The sequence below is a fragment of the Butyricimonas muris genome (assembly GCF_046365375.1).
Taxonomy (GTDB): domain Bacteria; phylum Bacteroidota; class Bacteroidia; order Bacteroidales; family Marinifilaceae; genus Butyricimonas; species Butyricimonas muris.
The window spans coordinates 160,206-181,350 of the sequence record NZ_JBKEIT010000009.1 but is presented as its reverse complement, the minus strand read 5'-3'; the positions used below and the strand labels follow the sequence as shown (position 1 = coordinate 181,350).

General features: G+C 43.4%; 15 protein-coding genes. 14 read left to right on the top strand and 1 reads right to left on the bottom strand.

Annotated features, from left to right (window positions below; translation table 11 throughout):
- Positions 1-135: 135 nt before the first annotated feature.
- From ACK8P8_RS15415 to ACK8P8_RS15385, 7 genes are all read left to right on the top strand, one after another.
- Positions 136-723, top strand: a complete 588-nt coding sequence (locus ACK8P8_RS15415; RefSeq protein ID WP_227215418.1) for a sigma-70 family RNA polymerase sigma factor — start codon at positions 136-138, stop codon at positions 721-723.
- A 42-nt stretch (positions 724-765) separates the two neighbouring features.
- The gene (locus ACK8P8_RS15410; RefSeq protein ID WP_099290110.1) at positions 766-1,896 is read left to right on the top strand and encodes a FecR family protein; all 1,131 of its coding nucleotides are present in this window, start codon (positions 766-768) and stop codon (positions 1,894-1,896) included.
- Positions 1,897-2,079: 183 nt separating this feature from the next.
- On the top strand, positions 2,080-5,634 hold the full coding sequence (locus ACK8P8_RS15405) for a SusC/RagA family TonB-linked outer membrane protein (protein ID WP_369860807.1): 3,555 nt from the start codon (positions 2,080-2,082) through the stop codon (positions 5,632-5,634).
- 21 nt (positions 5,635-5,655) lie between these two features.
- A complete protein-coding gene (locus ACK8P8_RS15400) occupies positions 5,656-7,107 on the top strand; it encodes a RagB/SusD family nutrient uptake outer membrane protein (RefSeq protein ID WP_099290112.1) in 1,452 nt (483 codons plus the stop codon).
- Positions 7,108-7,126: 19 nt separating this feature from the next.
- Positions 7,127-8,044 (top strand): hypothetical protein, encoded by a 918-nt coding sequence (locus ACK8P8_RS15395; protein WP_099290113.1) that lies wholly within the window; start codon positions 7,127-7,129, stop codon positions 8,042-8,044.
- A 62-nt stretch (positions 8,045-8,106) separates the two neighbouring features.
- On the top strand, positions 8,107-10,128 hold the full coding sequence (locus ACK8P8_RS15390; protein ID WP_099290114.1) for a TlpA family protein disulfide reductase: 2,022 nt from the start codon (positions 8,107-8,109) through the stop codon (positions 10,126-10,128).
- Complete coding sequence (locus ACK8P8_RS15385) at positions 10,125-11,309, top strand: TlpA disulfide reductase family protein (protein WP_099290115.1); 1,185 nt, start codon at positions 10,125-10,127, stop codon at positions 11,307-11,309. Before ACK8P8_RS15390 ends, ACK8P8_RS15385 begins: the two co-directional genes overlap by 4 nt.
- A 78-nt stretch (positions 11,310-11,387) precedes the next feature.
- On the opposite strand, the gene ACK8P8_RS15380 is transcribed toward ACK8P8_RS15385, so the two are convergent.
- On the bottom strand, positions 11,388-11,882 hold the full coding sequence (locus ACK8P8_RS15380; RefSeq protein WP_141560862.1) for a DUF4890 domain-containing protein: 495 nt from the start codon (positions 11,880-11,882) through the stop codon (positions 11,388-11,390).
- A 169-nt stretch (positions 11,883-12,051) separates the two neighbouring features.
- Here ACK8P8_RS15380 and ACK8P8_RS15375 point away from each other — a divergent pair, with 169 nt between their 5' ends.
- The 7 genes from ACK8P8_RS15375 (at position 12,052) to ACK8P8_RS15345 (ending at position 21,138) form a co-directional block, all read left to right on the top strand.
- The gene (locus ACK8P8_RS15375; protein ID WP_099290117.1) at positions 12,052-12,645 is read left to right on the top strand and encodes a type 1 glutamine amidotransferase family protein; all 594 of its coding nucleotides are present in this window, start codon (positions 12,052-12,054) and stop codon (positions 12,643-12,645) included.
- A gap of 137 nt (positions 12,646-12,782) precedes the next feature.
- Positions 12,783-14,123 (top strand): ATP-binding protein, encoded by a 1,341-nt coding sequence (locus ACK8P8_RS15370; protein WP_369860806.1) that lies wholly within the window; start codon positions 12,783-12,785, stop codon positions 14,121-14,123.
- Positions 14,124-14,132: 9 nt separating this feature from the next.
- Positions 14,133-14,492: an MmcQ/YjbR family DNA-binding protein gene (locus ACK8P8_RS15365; RefSeq protein WP_186977854.1), complete on the top strand. Its 360-nt coding sequence runs from the start codon at positions 14,133-14,135 to the stop codon at positions 14,490-14,492.
- Positions 14,476-15,243 carry an alpha/beta fold hydrolase gene (locus tag ACK8P8_RS15360; protein ID WP_227215409.1) on the top strand — a complete coding sequence of 256 codons (768 nt, stop codon included), beginning with the start codon at positions 14,476-14,478 and terminating at the stop codon, positions 15,241-15,243. The genes ACK8P8_RS15365 and ACK8P8_RS15360 overlap by 17 nt, the downstream gene beginning before the upstream one ends.
- A 63-nt stretch (positions 15,244-15,306) precedes the next feature.
- Positions 15,307-15,864: an RNA polymerase sigma-70 factor gene (locus tag ACK8P8_RS15355; protein ID WP_369860805.1), complete on the top strand. Its 558-nt coding sequence runs from the start codon at positions 15,307-15,309 to the stop codon at positions 15,862-15,864.
- A 286-nt stretch (positions 15,865-16,150) separates the two neighbouring features.
- Entirely contained in the window at positions 16,151-17,392 is a 1,242-nt protein-coding gene (locus tag ACK8P8_RS15350; protein WP_369860804.1) for a FecR family protein, read from the top strand.
- 98 nt (positions 17,393-17,490) lie between these two features.
- Entirely contained in the window at positions 17,491-21,138 is a 3,648-nt protein-coding gene (locus ACK8P8_RS15345) for a SusC/RagA family TonB-linked outer membrane protein (RefSeq protein WP_369860803.1), read from the top strand.
- Positions 21,139-21,145 lie beyond the last annotated feature (7 nt).

Below are 21,145 nucleotides of genomic sequence, written 5' to 3'. Positions count from 1 at the left end.
TTTGTGTAAAACAGAACAAAGTCGAATCCTGCTTTAAAAGTATCGGATTCGACTTTGTCATATATCCTATTTGTAAATTCAACGGATAATGCTTATTTTTGTTTTACAAATGGGTTATAATAAAGAGTTTTACAGATGCAAGGGAGTGATGACAAGATATGTTTACTATTGCAAAACGGTAAGGAAGAAGGGATCGACTTGCTTTTTGTGAAATATTACAAAAGCTTAGTGCTTTGGGCTGATACCTTTTTGAATGATATCGTGAAGTCGGAAGATATCGTGCAGGAATTTTTTGTCAAATTATGGGAAAGGCATTTGATAGCTGATTTGCGTCCGGATACTTTAAAATATTATCTTTTTACTTCTGTAAAAAATTTAGCTTTGAATGCACTCGAGAAAGTGGATCCTTTAAAAAAAGCATATGATGTAAATTTGATTGATACTCCCCAGATTGAATACGATGATTTGACCGAGGAATTGTTATGTCGGGTGGAGAGTGAGATCGAGAAATTGCCTCCTCGGAGTAGAGATATCGTGAAAGCGATTTATATGGAAGGGTTGCGATACAAGGAGGTAGCGGATAAATTTAATATTTCTGTCGCCACGGTTAAAACTTTATTAGTGAATGCATTGAAGAAACTGAGGGCGAATTCGACGGGAGTAGATTCTATTCTTTTACACTTTTTCTTGAAAAAATCAGCGATAAGATTCAACCGTTTTTAAATTCTTTCTGTATTATAGTTAGAAAAGTAAGATGACTATAATATGGAAGATATAGAATCAAGGTTAATGGATTTTTTTCTTGGCGAACTTGATAAAGAAGAAGAGAAAGAAATTTTGCATCAAGTAGAAATTGATGAGGAATTTCGGAAAATATTTATTCAAGTTCGTTCAAAACATTTGGGTATGCGATGGGGTGCCCGGGGGAAATTAGTGAAAGGCGACGTTCATCGAGTGAAACGGTTGATTAAACGTCGGCGATTGATAAAGGTGGGTATGCGTGTGGCTGCTGTCTTTGTATTGCTATTAGGTGTGGGTATTCTTTGGATGCTATCCGATTCTAGGGTTGAAGAATTTGCTCAAGAGCATCAGATAACTCCGGGAAAAAATCAAGCGTACCTTTATCTTTCCAACGGGAAAAGTGTTTTACTTTCTCGGGAAAATCGAGAATTACGTGAAGATAACGGGGTTTCCATTTCGGTGAGTGCTGAGGGGAAAGTGCACTATAATGTTGAAGAGAAAGACGGGGCGGCTCGTTCTTTGTTCAATCGTTTGGTTGTGCCTAGGGGAGGGGAATTTATGATCACGTTGGAAGATGGAACGAAAGTTTGGTTGGATGCGGAAACCGAGTTGCGCTACCCGACTAATTTTGATGCTCAAAACAGGGTAGTCTATTTAAAAGGAGAGGCTTATTTTGAGGTGGCGAAAATGGAGGGTAAACCTTTTGTCGTGAAAATAGATCAGATGTCGGTCAATGTATTGGGGACTAAATTCAATGTGAATAATCGAGAGGCAGGCGTCGTGCAAACCGTGTTGGTTGAAGGAAGTGTTAAACTAAAATCCCCAAGGGGAGAAGTTTTAATGGTACCTAATCAAAAAGCTGAATACCATGGTGGTGATGAGTGGGTTGTTGAAGAGGTGGATGTTTCTCCTTATGTAGCGTGGAAAGATGGTAATTTTGTTTTCAATAATGAATCGTTAGAGCGTATTATGAATAAATTATCCTCGTGGTATGATGTCGATGTTTTTTACGCGAATGAAGAAGTCAAAAATGTGAAATTGACAGGTGATATGATGCGATATAAAGATATCCAAGAACTATTGTATTTTTTTGAGAAGATATCGGATGTTAAATTTTTAATTAAAAATAGGACTGTAACAGTAAGTTATAAATAAAATGATGAAGATGTGCAACCATCTCCATCATCTGACTAAAATCATGAACAAGTACATTGGGAAGCGTCCTTGTTCAATCGTTTAATTATTAATTACAAATCTATGAAATGTAAATTGATTTTTGCCTTATTGAGGCGAAAAAAAACAAGAATGTTCAGAATTATGAAATTATTTTCGGTTTTTATGTTTGTATTTGTCTTTGGGACAGCTGCTAGCAGTTTTTCTCAACAACAAATTGTAACGTTGAATATGCATCAATGTGATGTAGGTACATTGTTGAAGGAAATTCGTAAACAAACGGGTTTGCGATTCGTGTTTAACGAGGAACATATTATGAAAGTGGACCGTTTTGATGTAGTTGTAAAAAATAAAACGGTAAAAGAAGTTTTGGATAATGTATTTGCAAAAAGTGATTTGAAATGGTATTTTGAAAATGATGTCATTTTTATTGTTCATCAAACTTCCCCGAAAGTGGCACAAGATTCTATTTTATCGGTAAAAGGTATAGTGAAAGATGAAAAAGGGGAGGTTCTGCCGGGGGTTACTATTTTGGTTAAAGGTACGACGCTGGGTGTAGCGACAGACGTGAACGGAAAGTTTACCCTGCATATGCCACAAAGAGATTCGGTTGTTTTACTGGTATCATTTATCGGGTATCAAACGGAAACAGTTTATGTGGGAAAAAACAATAAGGAATTGGATATTCAATTAAAACTTGATGTGACCGAGATTGCGGAAGTAGTGATCACGGGTTACGGGAAAGTAGATAAGCGATTGTCCGCCAGTGCGACCACGTCGATAAAGATGGATGATATCCGCATCCCGAACGTGGCTTCGGTGGATGCCATGTTGCAGGGACGGGTACCGGGATTGATGGTGATGACAAGTTCCGGTAGTCCGAACGCAACCCCTCGAATGAGAATCCGCGGTTCTTCCACGATTCATGGTAACGCGGCTCCGGTATGGGTTGTGGACGGGATAATTCAGGAAGACCCGGTGGACTTATCAAATGACGAGATTAATAACGTGATTGCCGGTACGGATGCCACGTTGCGGGGACAATTGAATGATAACGCCAGTTTCAGTTTGTTGGGTAACGCTATTTCCGGGTTAAATCCGAGTGATATTGAAACCATTACCTTTCTGAAAGATGCGTCAGCCACGGCAATCTACGGAACCCGTGCGGCTAATGGTGTGATAGTGGTTACGACTAAGAAAGGTCAAGTCGGTAAACCTTCTGTCAATTTTTCTTCTTCTTTCGGGTTCACGGCTCGTCCGAGATACGAGGATTATCATTTGATGAATTCAAAAGAACGTGTTGGGGTGTCGAGAGAGGTGGCAGAGAGCGGTTATCTGTATTCGATAATGCCATTTTCTACCGGTTACGAGGGAGCTTTGTTTGATTACTATGACGGAAAGATAAATAAAAATGAATTTGATGCACGTGTGGCCTCTTTGGAAACGATGAACACGGATTGGTTTAAAATCCTGTTCCGGAACGCTTTCAATCAGGACTACGCTTTGAGCGTATCCGGCGGAACGGAAAACACCCGCTATTATCTTTCCGTGGGATTTAATGACAGCAAGGGAAGTACCAAGGGCGATAATTTACGGCGGTATAACGTGAACATGAACGTGAACACGAAAATCGGTCGTTTCGTGGATGTCGAGGGTAAGTTAAGTTTTTCAGACCGGAAATCCGACGGTTTCTACATGGTAAATCCTTTGGATTACGCGTTGAAAGCGTCACGGGCTATCGGGAAGGATGAATTTTACACGACTCGGTTGACGACGGTTGCGGGTTTATCATCTAATTATCCGTTGACATATAATATCTTGAACGAGCTTAAGCATACAGGCAATGAGGCAAAGGTTCGCCAGACAAACGCCAGCGTGGGTGTTAATGCCAAGATTTTACCCGAGTTGACACTGAATACGCTTTTCGGGGTGACTTATGCCAACACGTTGAACCAGAAGTGGGCGGGCGAGCGTTCATTTTATATTGCCGAAATCCGGGGATATGATTACGGGAGTGTGGCACCGAATAGCGCGGAGGAGAAAGCTTCCCGTTTGCCTAAAGGGGGAATTTTGATTTACGAGAATAAGAATAACACGACATTCACGGCTCGTGCGTCCATGAATTATAATAAGGTATTTGCAGAGAATCACGTGGTGAATGCCATGCTGGGGTACGAGATTCGTTCCATCAAGTACGACGGTTTCAACACGACGGAATGGGGGTATTTCCCGGATAGGGGACTGGGTATCAGCTACGAGTACGACACGGGAACTTCCGGAAGCACATCCCTGAATGGTAATTCCTCGTTGGATAAACATACCGCGAAACTAACCAATACGATATCCAACACGGTTTCGGGATACGCTACCTTGGTATATGCTTTTAAAAACCGTTACGTGTTGAATGCTAATATTCGTATGGATGCTTCCAATCGTTTCGGGCAATACACGAACAACAAGGCTCTGCCCGTGTGGAGTGTGGCAGGACGTTGGAGTGTGTCGGAGGAACCTTGGTTCCGCCGTTTGGGTGAACAGGCTGAATTGAGTTTGCGTGCTTCTTACGGTCGGCAGGGAAACGTTCCTACATCCGTGGGACCGAACTTGGTGGTGAAATACCCGCAAACGGTAATTAATCGCTGGTCGGGAGAGTACGTGTTGAATATTAGTCGTTTGCCTTACCCGAATTTGCGTTGGGAAAAGACGACCACGATTAATCTCGGGTTGGATTTTTCATTCTTGAAAGGACGTATCAGCGGTACGATGGATTACTACTACAAGAAAGGAAACGATATTATCTTTAGTCTGGATGTACCTGCCGAGTTCGGTGTTGCCAAAACTTACAAAAACGGGGCGGACATAAAGAATACCGGTTTCGAGTTGGCTTTGACCTTCGTGCCCGTGCGGACAAAGGATTTCACGTGGACGATATCTCCGATTTATTCGAAGAATAGCAACAACGTGGAGAATACCGGGAAGAGCGAGTACACGTACACGGATTACTTGGTAGGAAACGCTTTCGAGAGCGGTAAACCGGTGAATGCTATTTATTCATGGAAATTCACGGGATTGGACCCGCAATACGGTTACGCGACCTTCGCGCATACTTCACGAGTACAAGGTGACGTGGAAAAAATGGATGACCCGAAACAATACTTGGTTTATTCCGGTCAGAAAGACCCGAAAATCAGTGGAGGTTTCACCACCAGTCTGCGTTACAAGAATTTGACCTTGAATGCTAATTTCGCTTATAGTTTCGGGAACGTGAAGCGTTTGAACTTCTTGTACGAGGGCAAGTTTATGATGCCGTCGCCGCAAGATAATTTGCATTCCGATTTGTTGAAGCGCTGGAAGAAACCGGGTGACGAGGCAAAGACCAATATCCCGGGATTCGTGCTTGACGGAACGAGCGAGTATAATTTGTATGTACCTATCCCGTCAACCGTGACGTTGAACTCTTATGATATGTACAATTACTCGGATATTCGGGTGGTAAAAGGAGATTTCCTGAGATGCCGTAATTTGTCGGTATCTTACGTGGTGCCACCGAAATTTGTACAGAACTTGGGATTATCCACGGCGTCCTGCACGTTTAACGTGACAAACCCGTTGACGATTTGCAGTAGCAAATTCCGTGGGCAGGATCCGGAACAGGAAGGAACGGGAGGCACGGCTTTGCCGATAATCAAGACCTACACGTTTTCTTTAAACATCAGTTTTTAATCTTTCAAAACGAGTGTAACTATGATTTCTAAATTGAATATAATCTTATTGACCGTGCTCGTTTTAGCGAGTGTATCTTGCGGAGATTTTTTGAAAGAAGTTTCGCAGGATGAGTTTGAACCCTCGACAACAACTGCTTACACGGAGTTGTTAAACGGGGAAGGATACAGTTATAGTACGCTGGATGCCTTGACTTGGTACATGGATGACGATGTAGACGGGTGTACATCTTATACTCCGACTAAAGAACAGATGGCCTATAAAGATGTTTTCACGTGGCAATATGATATGGACCAGTCTTTAAAAGAGGCACATTCTCAAGATCAAAGTACGTATGAAAATTTTTATGCCAAAATTATGGCTTGCAACGTGGTGATTGATAATGTAGAAAACTCTTTAGGGACAGAATCCGAAATCGCGAATGTTTTGGGTGAAGCTTTGACTTTGCGGGCGTATTATTATTTCCATCTGGTAAATATTTTCGCTACCCCGTACAATGATGCACGCTCAACTCCCGACCGGAGATTAGGAGTTCCGTTGGTTATAAAATCCGAGATATTGGATGAAGGCTACGCCCGTAACACGGTGGCGGAAGTGTACAAACAGATCACGGGAGATATCGAGCGGGCGATTGTTTTGTTGGAAAAAGACAAAGTGAATAACGGACGTTTCCGGGTGAACTATGTGGCAGCTCACTTGATTGCTTCTCGGATTTATCTTTACATGGAAGAATGGGATCAAGTGATTGACCATGCCACGAAGGCTATGGCGGGAGCACCGAAATTGGTGTATTTACCGGATTACGTGTATAATGTTCCTGCCCGTCCGGAAAATTCAAAGAATCCGGTCGTTTCATCCGATTTCCCGGAAACGATATTCGTTTACGGGGCTATGCCCGGAAGTATGAGGTTTGCCGGAACTCCCGTTTGTCTGTCGGATGATGTTGTCAATAGTTACACGGATAATGGAGATAGCCGGAATGGAAAATATTTCAAGAAAACGGAAAGTTATCTTATTTATCCTTACATGGAGTTGAAACACGGAATTGCGGAGCGGGGTTATGTATGGCGTACAGCCGAGTTGTACTTGAACCGGGCAGAAGCGTATATGCAGAAATACAAGGCAGGAGAATCGTCCGCGGGACAGTTGGCTGTGGACGATTTGAATGAATTGCGGAGTAATCGGATTACGAATTACTCGGATTATCAATTGAGTACGGCAGAGGATTTGGAGAAACTTTGCAAATTGGAACGTCGTCGGGAATTGATATTCGAGGGACACCGTTGGTTTGATTTACGTCGTTACGGGATGCCGCAGATTCAGCACAAATGGATTGCCGACGAGGGGAAAACGACCACGTACACGTTGAGCGAGAAAGATCCGAGTTACACGGTGCCTATACCTCAAGCCGTGTTGGATAGGAACAAGAATTTGGTTCAGAATGAATTGGCTCCGGATAGACAAGGTTATTAATTGATAAAACATAAAAGAGATGAAAAATATATTGTTTCTGTTATTGTTGATGGCGGGCGTTATTGTGGCTTGTGATGAGGATAAGCTGACTCCGTCCGCTCCTCAGGAATTTTACGAGTTTCCACAAGGAGATTCCGATTATGATAGGGAATTTGTGGCTTTCTACGAGAAATACAACACCCAATTCTTGTATAAATACAAGGAAAGTGACTTCCGTTGGAACGTGACGAGTTACATTCCTTTTTATTCAGTTCCCGCGGATGAGGCATACGTGGAGAAAGCTTACCGTTTTATCAAAGATCGGTGCCTGAATCCGTGGGGTGAGAATTTTTACAAAAATATTTTACCGATGCGAATATTATTGGCATCGCGGATTTATAGCGTGGAGCAAAAATATGGTTCTGTTTGGGATGAAGGAACGCAACAGTGGGAGTATAAAAGCTATAATGATACGACTAATCATGCTTCCGCTTACGGTCTGAATCATATTGCGTTTGGTTACACGAGCGAGAAGTTGGATGAGTTGACTCCCGAGGAACAATTGAACACGGTGGGAGAGTTGAACAAGTCTTTGATCGGTTATGCTGCTTCCCGGAATAAAATTGAAATACCGGCAGAGTTTGTAGAATGGTACGATAAATACAGAAACAATGTTTGGGATGGAGGTGAGTACGGTTGTGGTTTCCTTGAATACTACAAGGATATGGATGCCGCCTATGACTTCGGACTTTACGTGAAATACTTGACCACGATGAGCGAGGAGGCTTTTAAGGCATGGGCGTTATCGGATGAGGTAGACTCGAGTCAAGATTGGGATCAGGCGTCCGGCACGTACAAGCGTACCCATGCGATTAAAAACAAGTATGAGATTGTGTTGCAATATTTTAAAACTCAGTTTAATATAAATCTTCACGCGATAGGAAATCAAGCTAATTAAATAATTCTGTGATTGATTATCGATTAATCAATCACAGAATAGATAAAATATAGATAATCACTATGAAAAGTAAGTTCGTAATTATTGTAATGCTGTTATGTAGCCTTGCTGGCAGAGTATTCGGGCAAGAGGAAAACGTCGCTCAAGACCCGCAAGAGAACTCTCGATTAACATTAAATCCGGAGGTTCCGATTACCGGTCAGCCTTTAGAATTGGTTTATGACCCGGCAGGCGGTCCGCTAGAGGGGAAGACAGACTTGGTCGGGATAGTGTATATGTATAATTTCTATCGTTGGGAGATCAGCGACGTGCAGTTGAAACAAGACGGAGAATTGTGGAAAGGTACATTCGACGTACCGGATAATTGTGCTTTCATTGCCTTTAAATTTCAATCCACCTTTACTTTGCAACCGGATACGACGGACAATAATGAAGATAAGGGATTTATGTTCATCCCGAAAGACGTTGTCGGGGATTACCTGCCGGGAAGGTATCTTGCTTGGGGAATGTTCCGTATGCCTTCATTTGGTGAAGGTTCTGGAAATTATTTCTCGGGGAACTACAAGGAAATTACCGATGAAGCCTTGATGTTTTGGGTAGATCAGGAAACGAAACATTATCCCCAGTACGGACGTCATTTTTTCGGTATAATGAAGTCCGTTTTGAGAAAGATGTACGGGGAAAATGCCAGTCGGGGAATAGCACATTTGCTTAAAACAATGGAGAGCCAAGCTGATTTGACAGAGAATGAATACATGGAAATAAGCCATACCTATCGTTATGATTTAAAGAATAAAGAAAAAGCGGATAGTGTAGATCAGGTTATTCTCGAAATGTTTCCCCGTGGCGGTTTAGCCCGGTTTAACCATTCTTTTACATTAAACACCGTTACTCCCGATGAATATTTTGTCGTTGCCGAGCAATTCAGGAAAGATTTCCCGATAGCGGAGTGGCGAAAGAATCCCGATTCGAAAGGATTCGTGTACTCTAATTTTTACCGGGAACTGGCTGTAAAATATTATAAGGAAAGCGACTACAAGAAATTGGAGGAAATATTGCCGGAAATGGATATGGTTATGCTTAATGCTGTTTACAAGAAAACCGTGGAATACGCGATTCGGAAAACTCCCATCCCGGCAGAAACTTTTGTTGACGTATCCAAGAGATTTATTGACGAGATGATACGGAAAGTGAATGACGGTTCTTATATGCAAGGATTGCAATATTCACCTCGGCAAGCGGAAGAATTAGCTCGTCAGTGGTTGTATTATTATATTAGTGTTCACGCGCAGGTGGCAGAGAAAAGTGGGCGTTACGAGGAAGCCGTCAACACGATGAACGCGATAGAAGAAGAGCAACGATATCTCTTTTATCCGGCAGGGAACGAGGCGTATGTGGCAAGTTTGGAGAAATTAGGACGTCAGGCTGAGGCTTTCGAGGCGATGAAGGGGGCAGCAGGTGCAGGACAGATGACTCCGGTTATTTATGACAAATTGAGAGTGTACTACAATGGCTTAAAAAAGAAACCGGCGACTTTTGAAGCTTGGGTATCATCATTGAAGCCCAAAAGTGAAGTGGAAAAAATAAAGAATAAACTTCGGGCAAAGATGATAGACATACCTTTTGAGCCGTTTGCTTTGGAATCGCATCTCGGCGGTAAGGTAAAATCTGCAAGTTTCAAAAAGAATGATATCGTGATTCTCGATTTTTGGGCATTGTGGTGCGCCCCGTGTATTGCGGCGTTAGACGGGATGCAAATGGCTGTAGACCTTTATGCCGGTGATTCAAGCGTGAAATTCTATTTCATCATCACGCAGGACGAACCCAATAAAGAAAAAATAGATGCCCTGTGGAAAAAGAATAACTTCCACGGTATGGAAGTACTTTACGATGCTAACCGAGAGGGAAAGAAATCTCGTGATATGGTGTATAAATCCATGTTTCCCGGGACTTCGGGCATTCCCCAGAAAGCCATCCTTAAAAACGGTCGTATCCGTTATCTGGCAGAAGGATACGGTGGAAGCCCCAGCGGTTTGATGGATGAAATTTCTTACGTGGTTGAAATGCTAAAAGAGGAAAAATGATGGTATTCAAAAATAGTTTTATAGTCCTGCTGCTTGCGGTAGCGGGACTCTTTTGCTCCTGCGGGGACGGGAATAATTACACGCTTACCGGTAGTCTGCCGACACGTTACGACGGATGTCGGGTATTGTTATCTCCCGCGACATATTTTTTCTTGCCAGATAAATCCATTCCGGTAGATAGCGGTATAATCAAAAACGGAGAGTTCCGGTTTCGGGGAACGGTACAGGAACCCGCGGTGTTTGTATTGACCATCGAGGACGTTCGTGACAACAGGATTCCGGGAATGTCTTCCGTACCGGTGATTATCGAGCGTGGCAATATTAAAGTTCTTTATGACACGACAGGGATAACCTTGTCCGGAACCCTTGCTAATGACCGTTACATGGCGACAATCGGGAAAGGAAAACAGGAAATTCAACGCAGAAGCCAAATATTATTCCGCGAGCGGGATAGCGTGCAGCAATTAGCGGGCAATGTCAGTAACGAGATAAATAATTACTACAACGAGCAAAGTCGAATTATCTTTAGAGAAATCATGGTACCTGCTGCCGAGGAATTTATCAGCGAGTATGCCGGAACAAGCACGGGTGACTATTTTTTCTTCACTTGTTGCTCGAAAGATATTTATAGTGATGCATTTGTCGAGAGAATCTACCCGACAATCAATCCGGAACTTCGGGAACAGTACGAAACGTTCATAAGGACACGTCAGGAAAAGCAGAATTATTTTTCTAGTTCGCAAAAAGCAACGGAAGTGGGGAGGCCTTTCCGTGAGATTGTTGCGCGAACTATCGAGGGGAAAGAAGTCCGTTTGTCGGAACAAGTGAAAAAAGGAGGACTCGTGTTGTTGGATTTTTGGGGTTCGTGGTGCGTGCCCTGTATTCAAGAAATGCCTTTGTTGAAAGAATTGTATGGAAAATACGGGAAAAAAGGCTTGGTAATCATCGGTATCTCGCTTGACAAAGAACGGGAAAAATGGCAAAGTTCTCTTGAAAAACACAAACCGATAGGAATTCAAATTTCCGAGTTGAAAGGTTGGGAAAGCGCTTCCCGTAATGATTACGGGGTTCAAGCCATACCGTTCACGCTGCTGATAGATGGTTCCGGGAAGATTATTGCCCGCAATCCGCACGGTCCGAAATTGGTCGAAGCCGTAGAGGAATACTTTAATCGTAAGTAAGTTAGTGCTTTTCAGTTAAACAGGAGGGAGTTAAAAGTCATTTTAAACTCCCTCCTGTTTTATATTCTTAAGGTAGGCTCAATTATTCTCTCCGCAACCGCCGCATCCTTTGCAGTCATGCTTCTTTCCGTTCACAGCCGGGTTGTCTTGTCCGCCCCGTTGTCCGCGGTGATTCATACCTTCTTTGCGACGTTTTGCCATTTCTTGTTTTCTCTTTTCCAAGTTGGTTTGGTAAATTTTATATTGCTCTTCCGTCAAAATCTTTTTTAAGGATAAGTTTTGTTGGTCTTCTATTTTTTGGTTGTAGAACGTCATGGAATCACGTTGTCCTTGGTATTTTTTCATGACTTCGCCTATTTTTATGAAATTTTCCGTGAACAATTCTTTTACTTGTTTTTCTTGTTTCTCATTGAGTTTCAGTTCTGTTTTCGTGCGCTCGACCAGTTTATTGACCATTTCTTCGGGGTTCATGTGACCTCTCGGGCCTCGATGTTGTGGACCTCGTTCTTGTGCGTTCAAACTTACTGTCATTAAAAGGAATAATGACGAAATGATTAGGGTTAAAGTTTTCATGTTTTATTCTTTAATTGTTTATAATCGCGTGGAATCCATATATATAATTCCATGCTCGTTCTTTTAATCTATCTGATTCTAAGACAAAAAACGAAGAGAAAGGTTTATTGTTTCCATCCCTTGTTTGAAAAAATAGTTACTTTTGTTATTGGATAAAATGATAATTAATATGAAGCAAGAAGTTTTATTTATTATTCTGGATGGATATGCCGATTGGGAAGGGGCATTCCTCGCAACCGCGTTGAGTACCGGAGTTATGCCGGGCAGTGAAGTGAAATACACGGTAAGGACCGTCGCCCCGACTTTGGAACTCGTGCCCTCGATAGGGGGATTCCGCACGCTGCCCGATTATAGTTTCGAGACCATGCCCGATGATTACGCAGCTTTGGTTCTGGTCGGCGGAACGAGTTGGTTTTCGCCCGAGGCGGAACAAGTAGTATCTATCGTCCGGAGAGCCTTGGAACGAGGGAAAATCGTGGGTGCGATTTGCAACGCTTCCGTCTTCATGGGTATCCACGGTTTCTTGAATGACGTGAAGCACACGAGCAACACGCTTCCCTACCTGAAACAATATGCCGGAGAACGGTACACGAATGAAGCGGGTTACGTCGAGGCACAAGCCGTCGGCGACCGGAATATCGTGACCGCTAATGGCTGCGGGTACATCGAATTTACCCGTGAATTGCTGTTGCTGCTGAAAGCCGACGAACCCGCTAGAATAGAGGAAGCCTGTGATTTTTACAAGAATGGATACGTGAGGTAGGGAAACGTTTGCTTTGGATTCTTTACATGAAAACCTATTTTTTGCTTTGGAATCATTACAAATATTGATTCCATTTGCTTTGGTTTTGTTACAAATGTGCTTATCTTTGTGTTGTAACTTGTTTTTAAACAATGATTATGATATATCGGTATGCATTATCTTATTTGGAAGCATGGAAAAAGAATCCCATGAGAAAACCTCTAATCTTGCGTGGGGCTAGACAAGTAGGGAAAACCACTTTGGTGGAGAATTTCGCTACAGGATTTGACTGTTTTCTAAAGCTAAATCTGGATGAAGAAGAGGACCGTCAATTATTTATTCAATACCGGGAGATACATAGATTGGTGGAAGCTATCTTTTTCTATTTAAAGAAGAGTCCTGTCAAAGGGACTGTTTTGCTTTTTGTTGATGAGATACAAAATTCACCTGAGGCTGTAGCCATGCTTCGTTATTTCTATGAGAAACGACCTGATATATATGTTATCGCGGCTGGTTCTTTATTGGAGAATGTCATTGACCGGAAGATATCTTTTCCGGTAGGACGGGTGGAATACATGGCGTTGCATCCTTGTTCTTTTTTGGAATATTTGAATGGAATCGGAGAAGATTTTGATAGGCAAGCTATTGAAGAATTAAAGGCTGATGCGATTCATGACCGGTTAATGTATGAATTTCGTAAATATTGTATTGTAGGCGGAATGCCGGAGGCCATCAAGATGTATGCGCGAACAAAAGATTTACTTTCATTGGATACCGTTTATGATGGGTTAATAACTTCATATAGCGATGACGTGGAGAAATATTCCCCGAATGACACGCAAACCAAAATAATGAGGCATATACTGGAGGCGGGATGGCAAAAGGGTGGCGAAACAATCACTTTTGAACGATTTGGAGGTTCGGATTATCGTTCGAGAGAAGTCAGTGAGGCATTTCGTACAATTCAGAAAGCGATGCTATTAGAATTGGTTTATCCCACGTTGAGCAACCGACTGCCTTTAGAGGCTCAATTGAGTCGTCGTCCTAAATTAATATGGTTGGATACCGGCTTAATGAATTATAAAGCGGAAGTCCGCGAGGAAGTGTTTTCTGTATCGGATATATCGGATGCCTATAGGGGGCGTGTGGCAGAGCATATTGTGGCTCAAGAATTATTGGCGCATACGACAAAAGTATCCGAACGGCGTTATTATTGGGTTGGTAATAAAAGGAATTCCACGGCAGAAGTCGATTTTGTATGGAAGCGACAGCCTTACGTGCTACCTGTTGAAGTGAAAACAGGAACGAATGCTCATCTTCGCTCGCTTCATATTTTTATGTCTGATGCTCCGCACGACTTGGCAATCAGGGTTTGGAGCAATCGAATGAGCGTAGACGAAGTGAAAGAGTCTAGTACGGGAAAAATATTCAAGTTACTTAATATCCCTTATTACTACGTGGGCGTTTTGGATAAAATTTTGGATAACGTGTTATTATAAACTTTACCGATGAATATTGAAGAATACAGAGATTATTGCCTGTCTGTTAAAGGGGCGACGGAATGTATGCCGTTTGACGAGTACACCTTGGTCTATAAAATCATGGATAAGATGTTTACTTTTGCCCCGTTGCGCACTAAGGACGGACGATTCTGGGCGAACTTGAAATGTGATCCGGCTAAATCGGTGGAGTTGATGGAGCGTTACGAGGGGATTTTCTTTGGTTTCTATTCGGATAAAAAATATTGGATAACGGTATATCTGGAAAGTGATGTGCCCGATAAACTAATCAAAGAATTGATAAATCACTCGGTGGAAGAAGTGGTCAAAAAGCTGCCTAAAAAGAAAAGGGATGAATATAACGCGTAGATACGGGAGTGCCCCGTACTCCGTTGTTTTGGTTCATGGCGGACCGGGTGCTAAAGGTTCTTTAAAGCCTATGGCTGAAGAACTATCTTTACAAAACGGAGTGTTGGAACCATTCCAGACCCGCTATTCGATCGAGGAGTTGATACAGGAACTTCACGAGCAGGTTTGCCGTGAAACCGATGGGGCGGTGACTTTTGTCGGTCATTCATGGGGGGCATGGCTGATTATCTTGTTTGCCGTGCGATACCCGGAACGGGTAAAACAACTTGTGCTGGTCGGGTGTCCCCCTTTCGAGGAAAAGTATGTACCTCAAATCATGGATAATCGTTTGAAAAGACTTTCGCCGGGGGAGCGGGAACGTTTTGAAAGATGCCTGCGGGAATTATCGGGAAACGCCACGGATAAAGATATGGAAGAATTGGGTAAGTTCGTTGCCCAATGTGATAACTATCATGTATCGGATTTCACGAATGAATACGAACCGGACGGACAGATGTATGCACGGGTTTGGGCGGAGGCGGCAACACTCCGGCGGGAGGGATATTTCATGAAGATTCTTCCGCGGCTACGATCCGAAGTACACGTTATTCATGGCAGCTTGGACCCGCACCCGTTAGATGGAATAATCGAACCTTTGCGCGAGGCTAAAGTCAATTATGATCTACACGTGTTGGAACGTTGTGGGCATTCTCCGTTCTTGGAGATTGAAGCGAAAGAGGAATTTTATAAAAGTATCGGACGTGTTCTGTAAATCACGGGGTAAATAAGTTATTCCATTTTTTATTGTATTTTTGTAGAAGAAAATGGCGTTAATTTGGACACGAGAGAAGTAGATATAATACAGGAATTTGCTCGCGGAGGGGAGAAAGCGTTCCGTGTGCTGTACGACAGGTATGTGGTTGCCTTGCGTTATTTCGCGGCGAAGTACGTGACTGACGAGGATGTGATCGAGGATGTCGTGCAGGATGCTTTCGTGGCGTTGTGGGAAAAAAGGATGGAATTTCGGGTGGAAAATGCCGTGAAGGCTTATCTCTATAAAGCAGTGCGGCACGATTGCTTGAATTTGCTTCGGCATCGGCAGGTGGAAAATAAATATGCCGAAAGGATGATTCGGGAAGGGGATGATTCGGAGTCTTTTCTCGATCAGATTCTGGAATCCGAGATATTTCAGGCTTTGCTTTCCGTGTTCGACGAACTGTCCCCCGCCTGCAAAGAGGTATACCAAATGAGTCTGGACGGGAACAGTCACGAGGAGATTGCCCGGAAATTGAATATTTCGGTTAATACCGTGAAAAAGCACAAGAATAACGCCAATCATTACATGAAAGAGCGTTTGAAAAATGTGTTGTCTATCCTGTTGTGGATTTCCTAAGAACGAGTCGTGTTAATCCTTAATTTTATAAAATAAGTAATATTTTATATTATATTGATTTGTACTTGATTTATAGCATCTCCCATTCAACTCCTATTCAACTCCCATTCATATCCTATTATAATAGGAAATAAATAGGAATTATTTAGTAATTGAATACAAATTTATTCAATTGAAATACTTTGTATGTAGTAGAAAGATAAATATCTTTTGGAGGATTACCCCTAAATTTTTTCAGAAATTGTAGCTATATAATAGCTTGATTTTTAGCGTAAAATAAAAAAGTATGAAAAAAAGTGTGTTTTGGTATTACACCAAACGCTACTTCGCGTGCTTTAGTATAAAACCAAAGAACAAAAGTATGCAAATACGGGATGACGATAGGATAAAACGATTGATTTTGAACCACGTGAAGGGTGAGTTGGATGATGCGGGTGAACGGGAGTTGAGGGTTTGGCGGGAAGCAAACGAAGAGCACGAGGAGATGTTTCAACGATTGGTGTCCATGCGGAATCTGGAAGAAGGATTCCGTCGGTTCGTGAAGTCGTCGGAGGCGGAAAATCGGGCGTGGGAGAGGATTTTGAACCGGACGACACGCGGGGAACGGCGTGCGCGGAGATTGTCGTGGATTCGGTACGCGGCGATGTTTGCTTTACCGTTGGTTATCGGGGGAATTGTTTATTTTTCCCTGAATCGTGAGGGCGAGAAGGCACAGGTGGCTGTTGTGGCGGAAATAACTCCGGGGAAGGCAAAGGCTGAACTTATTTTGCCGGGTGGTGACAAGGTTTTGTTGACAGACGGGGCAAACCGGACGGTGGGGAACGGGGTAAGTAATGCAGGCGATACATTGCGATATGAAGACGCGGAAGGGGGACAACCGGGCGGAGCGGAGGAATATCATTTGTTGCGGATACCGCGGGGCGGGGAATACACGCTCGTGCTGGCGGACGGGACAACGGTATACCTGAATGCCGAGTCAGAGTTGAGGTATCCCGTGAAGTTCTCGGGCGAGAGGCGGAAAGTGTATTTGCGGGGAGAGGCTTACTTCGACGTGGTGCGTGATGAACAGAAGCCTTTCACGGTGGAGGCGCGAGGCGTGGAGGTATTGGTGTTGGGTACATCCTTCGGGGTGCGTGCATACGAGGGAGAGGAAAACGTGTTGACCACGCTGGTGCAGGGACGGGTGGACGTGTCGGCAGAAGGACAGCGTGTGAAGTTGATACCCGGACAACAGGCTGATTTCAATCGGGAGAGTGAGCGGTTGACGGTGGCGGAAGTGGATGTAGAGTTGTATGTCGGTTGGAAGGACGGGCGATTGGTGTTTGATAATCAGCCGTTATCTGTCATCTTGGATGAATTGGGACGTTGGTACTCGTTCGACGTGACTTACGCCAACGAGGAGTTGAAGCGGATTCCCTATTCGGTGAATATCAAGAAGCACGAAGATATCGCCCACGTGTTGAAGTTTATCGAACGGACGGGAAAGGTGAAGTTTGAGATTAATGAGAATAAAATTAGAGTGAAATAAAAACAAAGGAGCGGTGCTGCAAACACTGCCCCTTGTCAAACTTTTCAATCCTGCTGCAAACAGGAGTTGAAATATTGTCGAATCTTAAATACAAAGTTATGGAAAAAAATGTTATGCCGCACCGGGATAGGCATAGAAAATTAATGAAGTTGATTTTAATGATGAAAGCGACGTTTATTTTATCGGTTTTGTTTGCGCTGCAAGTGCATGCCGGAGTTTATTCTCAGGAGGTACGGGTGAATATGGAGTTGGAGGGTGCCTCGATGAAACAGATCATTAACGAGATCAAATTGCGCACGGAGTTTAGTTTCGTGTACAGTGATGCCGATTTGAGAGGTATTGGGAATCGGGATGTTGTGTTTAAAGATGCCACGATCGAGGAGATTCTGAATAGTTGTTTGAAAGGTACGGGGTTGAAGTTCTCGATCGAGGAGAAGACAATCGTGATTTGGAAGGAGGCTGTTCAGCAGCAGAAAAAAGTGGAGGAGAGGATTGTCAAAGGTGTGGTGGTCGACATGCAAGGAGTCCCGCTGGCGGGAACGACAATCGTGTTGAAGGGAACGACCACGGGAGTCGTGGCGGATTCGGCGGGAGGTTTCCAGATTCGCTTGCCGGAAAAAGGGACGCATGTACTCGTTTTCTCGTTCGTGGGCATGAAAAAGCAGGAGATTGCGGTGGAGAAAAAGGAATTTATCCGGGTGACGATGGAGGAGGATAGCGAGACTTTGGACGATGTGGTGGTTACCGGTTACCAGACGATTTCCAAGGAGCGTGCCACGGGTGCTTACGCGATAGTGAATGCACAAACTTTGGAGCGAAAGCCGACAGCTAATATCGCCTCGGTGTTGAACGGGTTGGTACCGGGGTTGACATTGCAGAGTTCGCCGGTAGGAGAAACTACCCGGTTTATTATCCGCGGTAAAGGTACGCTTCAAGATGACCAGTCCGATAGCGATCCGTTGATTGTCGTGGATGGTTTCCCTATCAGCGGTTACACCGAAGGTAGTGATCCTTTTGCCACTATCAACCCCAATGACGTGGAGAGTATTTCCGTGCTGAAAGATGCCGCTGCTACTTCCATTTACGGGGCTCGTGCGGCTAACGGAGTGATTGTTATCACTACCAAAAAAGGCAAGGCTGGTAACAAACTTGACATCACAGCCGATGCCTATTGGTCTGTCAGTTCTCGGGTGGATTTGGACTATTATTTTGATATGGCTTCTGCAGAAAACCAATTCCGTTATGTCGAATTGGTAAACAAATACGTTCCGATAAATCATAGTGCTGATCCTTATGCTAATTCACAATACCATAGAATATATCTGGCGGAACCTTACCGATTGATTTTCGAACGGGATTTGAAGCACAATATTACCGATGCCGAGTATCAGGAAGCTAGGAGACGTTTGATAGAATTGGGTAATCGAGGGGTGTGGAAAGATGATCTGAATGATTATATTTTTCGCCACGCCCTGCGCAGCCAGTATAACGTAGCGTTACGGAGAATGAGTGATCGGATGAACTATGCCTTCTCCGCTTCTTACGATGATGAGAAAGGTTACCTCAAAGGTAACGATAAGCAACGAATCATGTTAAATATGACGACTAGTGCCAAGTTGACTAAAAATTTGACTTTTGACGTAAGTCTTCATTCCACGTTTTCTAAAGCAAACAATAATGGAGCAGACGTGGCGACTATAAAGAGAAATTTTAGCCCGTGGAGTCGTCTGGTAGATGATGATGGGAATTTTATTCATGTGCCTTTCGATAATACGATTTATGAACCGATTTTAAACAGCGTGTATGAGGGTAAAACACCTGCCGACTGGCATTACAACCCGGCAGAAGACCGGAAATATATGGACAACGATACCAAGACGGTAAATTACCGCGTGCAGGGAGGATTCAGCTATGCTATGACTTGGGGGTTGAATGTAAGTGCCAAAGGGCAATATGAATGGAGACGGTATACCAATCATCAAGAATATGAGCCGGAATCTTATTATGTCCGCGATTATTACAACACTTTTTCGAAATTAAACGAGGCGACCGGTTTATATGATTCTTATTTTCCTCAAGGCGGTATTTTCACGGATGGCGGACATGTTTACGAGGCGTATAATTTGCGCGGACAAGCCGATTACACGCTGAATAAGAATAGGCATGTTTTTACGGCGCTTGCTGGTACGGAAGTTTTGTCTTCCACCATGGAGACGACTCCTTCCATTACCCGTTATGGTTATAACAAATACACGAATTCAGTAGCGACGACTATTGATTACCAGACTCAGCAATTTACGGATATATTCGGACAGCAGACAAACAATCCTTATCAGACTTTGGGAAGTTTAAGCGTGTGGGAAGACCGTTTCTTCTCGGTGTATGCCAATGTCGCTTATACATTTGACGACAAATATTCCCTCACGGCAAGTTTTCGCACGGATGCTTCGAATTTCCAGTCCAAGAGCCAACGCGATAAGTTTTCACCGTTCTGGTCGGTAGGGGTAAGTTGGTTGCTTTCCCGGGAAGGGTTCTTGAAGCAAATGAATAGCATTGATCAATTGAAACTTCGCGCATCTTTCGGTGTTGCCGGTGTAGCGGCAGGCAAGAAAGGTACTTCTAGTGTGACCACGGTGGCCACGAATGATGGCGATGTCATTTTTCCCGGTTCCAATTCCATCAATGCACGCGGCAATGAAACCTTGACTTGGGAAAAATCACGAACATTTAATATCGGCTTGGACGCTTCTTTCTTTAACCACAAGCTTTCCGGAAGCCTGGAGTTCTATAACAAGTACTCCTACGATGTGCTTTCCGCCGCTACTGTACCGTCAATTTCACAGGGTACGGACCAAGCCGTGTTCAATAATGCGGAAGTACTGAACCGGGGAGTGGAATTTTCGTTGGCTTCCGACTTGCGTGTTGCGGGCGATTTGAAATGGCGGGGAACGTTGAATTATGCCTACAATTATAATAAAGTGGCGAAGTTTAATTTAACTTCTCCGATCTTACCGAATAATCCCGGTTTCGTGGAAGGCTATCCGTTAGATATGATTTTGGTGTTGAAGCCTGCCGGGTACACGTCGGAGGGTTACGTTCAATTGCAAGGTAAAGACGGTGCGTTGGAAACTATCCTTACTCAGGAAACGACTCACGCCTCGGAATACATCCCTCGAAATCTGGATGAAAGTAATTGGTTCTACTATATTGGTTCAAGAACGCCGAAAAGCGATTTAAGCTTCTCCAACCAGTTTAGTTGGAAGGGACTGACTCTCTCCTTTATGATTACCGGACGGTTCGGTTATTATGTCAATAAAGGAAATTATTTTGATACGGCAATAAGGGCAGCCAATTATTCCAAGCAGTTGGATAATTCTTTTGCCGTGTATGACCAAGGTTATGCTAATCAAAAGAGTTATACAGCATATCCTCTCTATAATGACGAGAATTGGCAAACATATAACACGTTGTCGACAGGTATGTCTTTTGCCAACTTGTTGTTCAAGAATAACTATATCAAGGGTGATCATATCCGCTTGAACGAAATTTATTTAGGGTATGATCTGCCGGAAAGCCTGTTGTCCCGCCAAGGCATGTTTAACCGTATCAACGTGTACGCTCAAGTAAGTAATCTAGGACTGATTTGGAGCAAGAATGGGAATATGGACCCGGATTATCCGGTGGGTAATATCAAACCAATGCCTACATTTACTTTCGGGTTGAAACTCGGGTTCAAAAATTGGTAAATATCAT

Coding starts and splice junctions, on each gene's coding strand:
- ACK8P8_RS15345 (WP_369860803.1), top strand. CDS start 17,491: ATGGAAAAAAATGTTATGCCGCACCGGGATAGGCATAGAAAATTAATG.
- ACK8P8_RS15380 (WP_141560862.1), bottom strand. CDS start 11,882: ATGAAAACTTTAACCCTAATCATTTCGTCATTATTCCTTTTAATGACA.
- ACK8P8_RS15395 (WP_099290113.1), top strand. CDS start 7,127: ATGAAAAATATATTGTTTCTGTTATTGTTGATGGCGGGCGTTATTGTG.
- ACK8P8_RS15370 (WP_369860806.1), top strand. CDS start 12,783: ATGATATATCGGTATGCATTATCTTATTTGGAAGCATGGAAAAAGAAT.
- ACK8P8_RS15360 (WP_227215409.1), top strand. CDS start 14,476: ATGAATATAACGCGTAGATACGGGAGTGCCCCGTACTCCGTTGTTTTG.
- ACK8P8_RS15375 (WP_099290117.1), top strand. CDS start 12,052: ATGAAGCAAGAAGTTTTATTTATTATTCTGGATGGATATGCCGATTGG.
- ACK8P8_RS15415 (WP_227215418.1), top strand. CDS start 136: ATGCAAGGGAGTGATGACAAGATATGTTTACTATTGCAAAACGGTAAG.
- ACK8P8_RS15410 (WP_099290110.1), top strand. CDS start 766: ATGGAAGATATAGAATCAAGGTTAATGGATTTTTTTCTTGGCGAACTT.
- ACK8P8_RS15390 (WP_099290114.1), top strand. CDS start 8,107: ATGAAAAGTAAGTTCGTAATTATTGTAATGCTGTTATGTAGCCTTGCT.
- ACK8P8_RS15365 (WP_186977854.1), top strand. CDS start 14,133: ATGAATATTGAAGAATACAGAGATTATTGCCTGTCTGTTAAAGGGGCG.
- ACK8P8_RS15385 (WP_099290115.1), top strand. CDS start 10,125: ATGATGGTATTCAAAAATAGTTTTATAGTCCTGCTGCTTGCGGTAGCG.
- ACK8P8_RS15350 (WP_369860804.1), top strand. CDS start 16,151: ATGAAAAAAAGTGTGTTTTGGTATTACACCAAACGCTACTTCGCGTGC.
- ACK8P8_RS15400 (WP_099290112.1), top strand. CDS start 5,656: ATGATTTCTAAATTGAATATAATCTTATTGACCGTGCTCGTTTTAGCG.
- ACK8P8_RS15405 (WP_369860807.1), top strand. CDS start 2,080: ATGTTTGTATTTGTCTTTGGGACAGCTGCTAGCAGTTTTTCTCAACAA.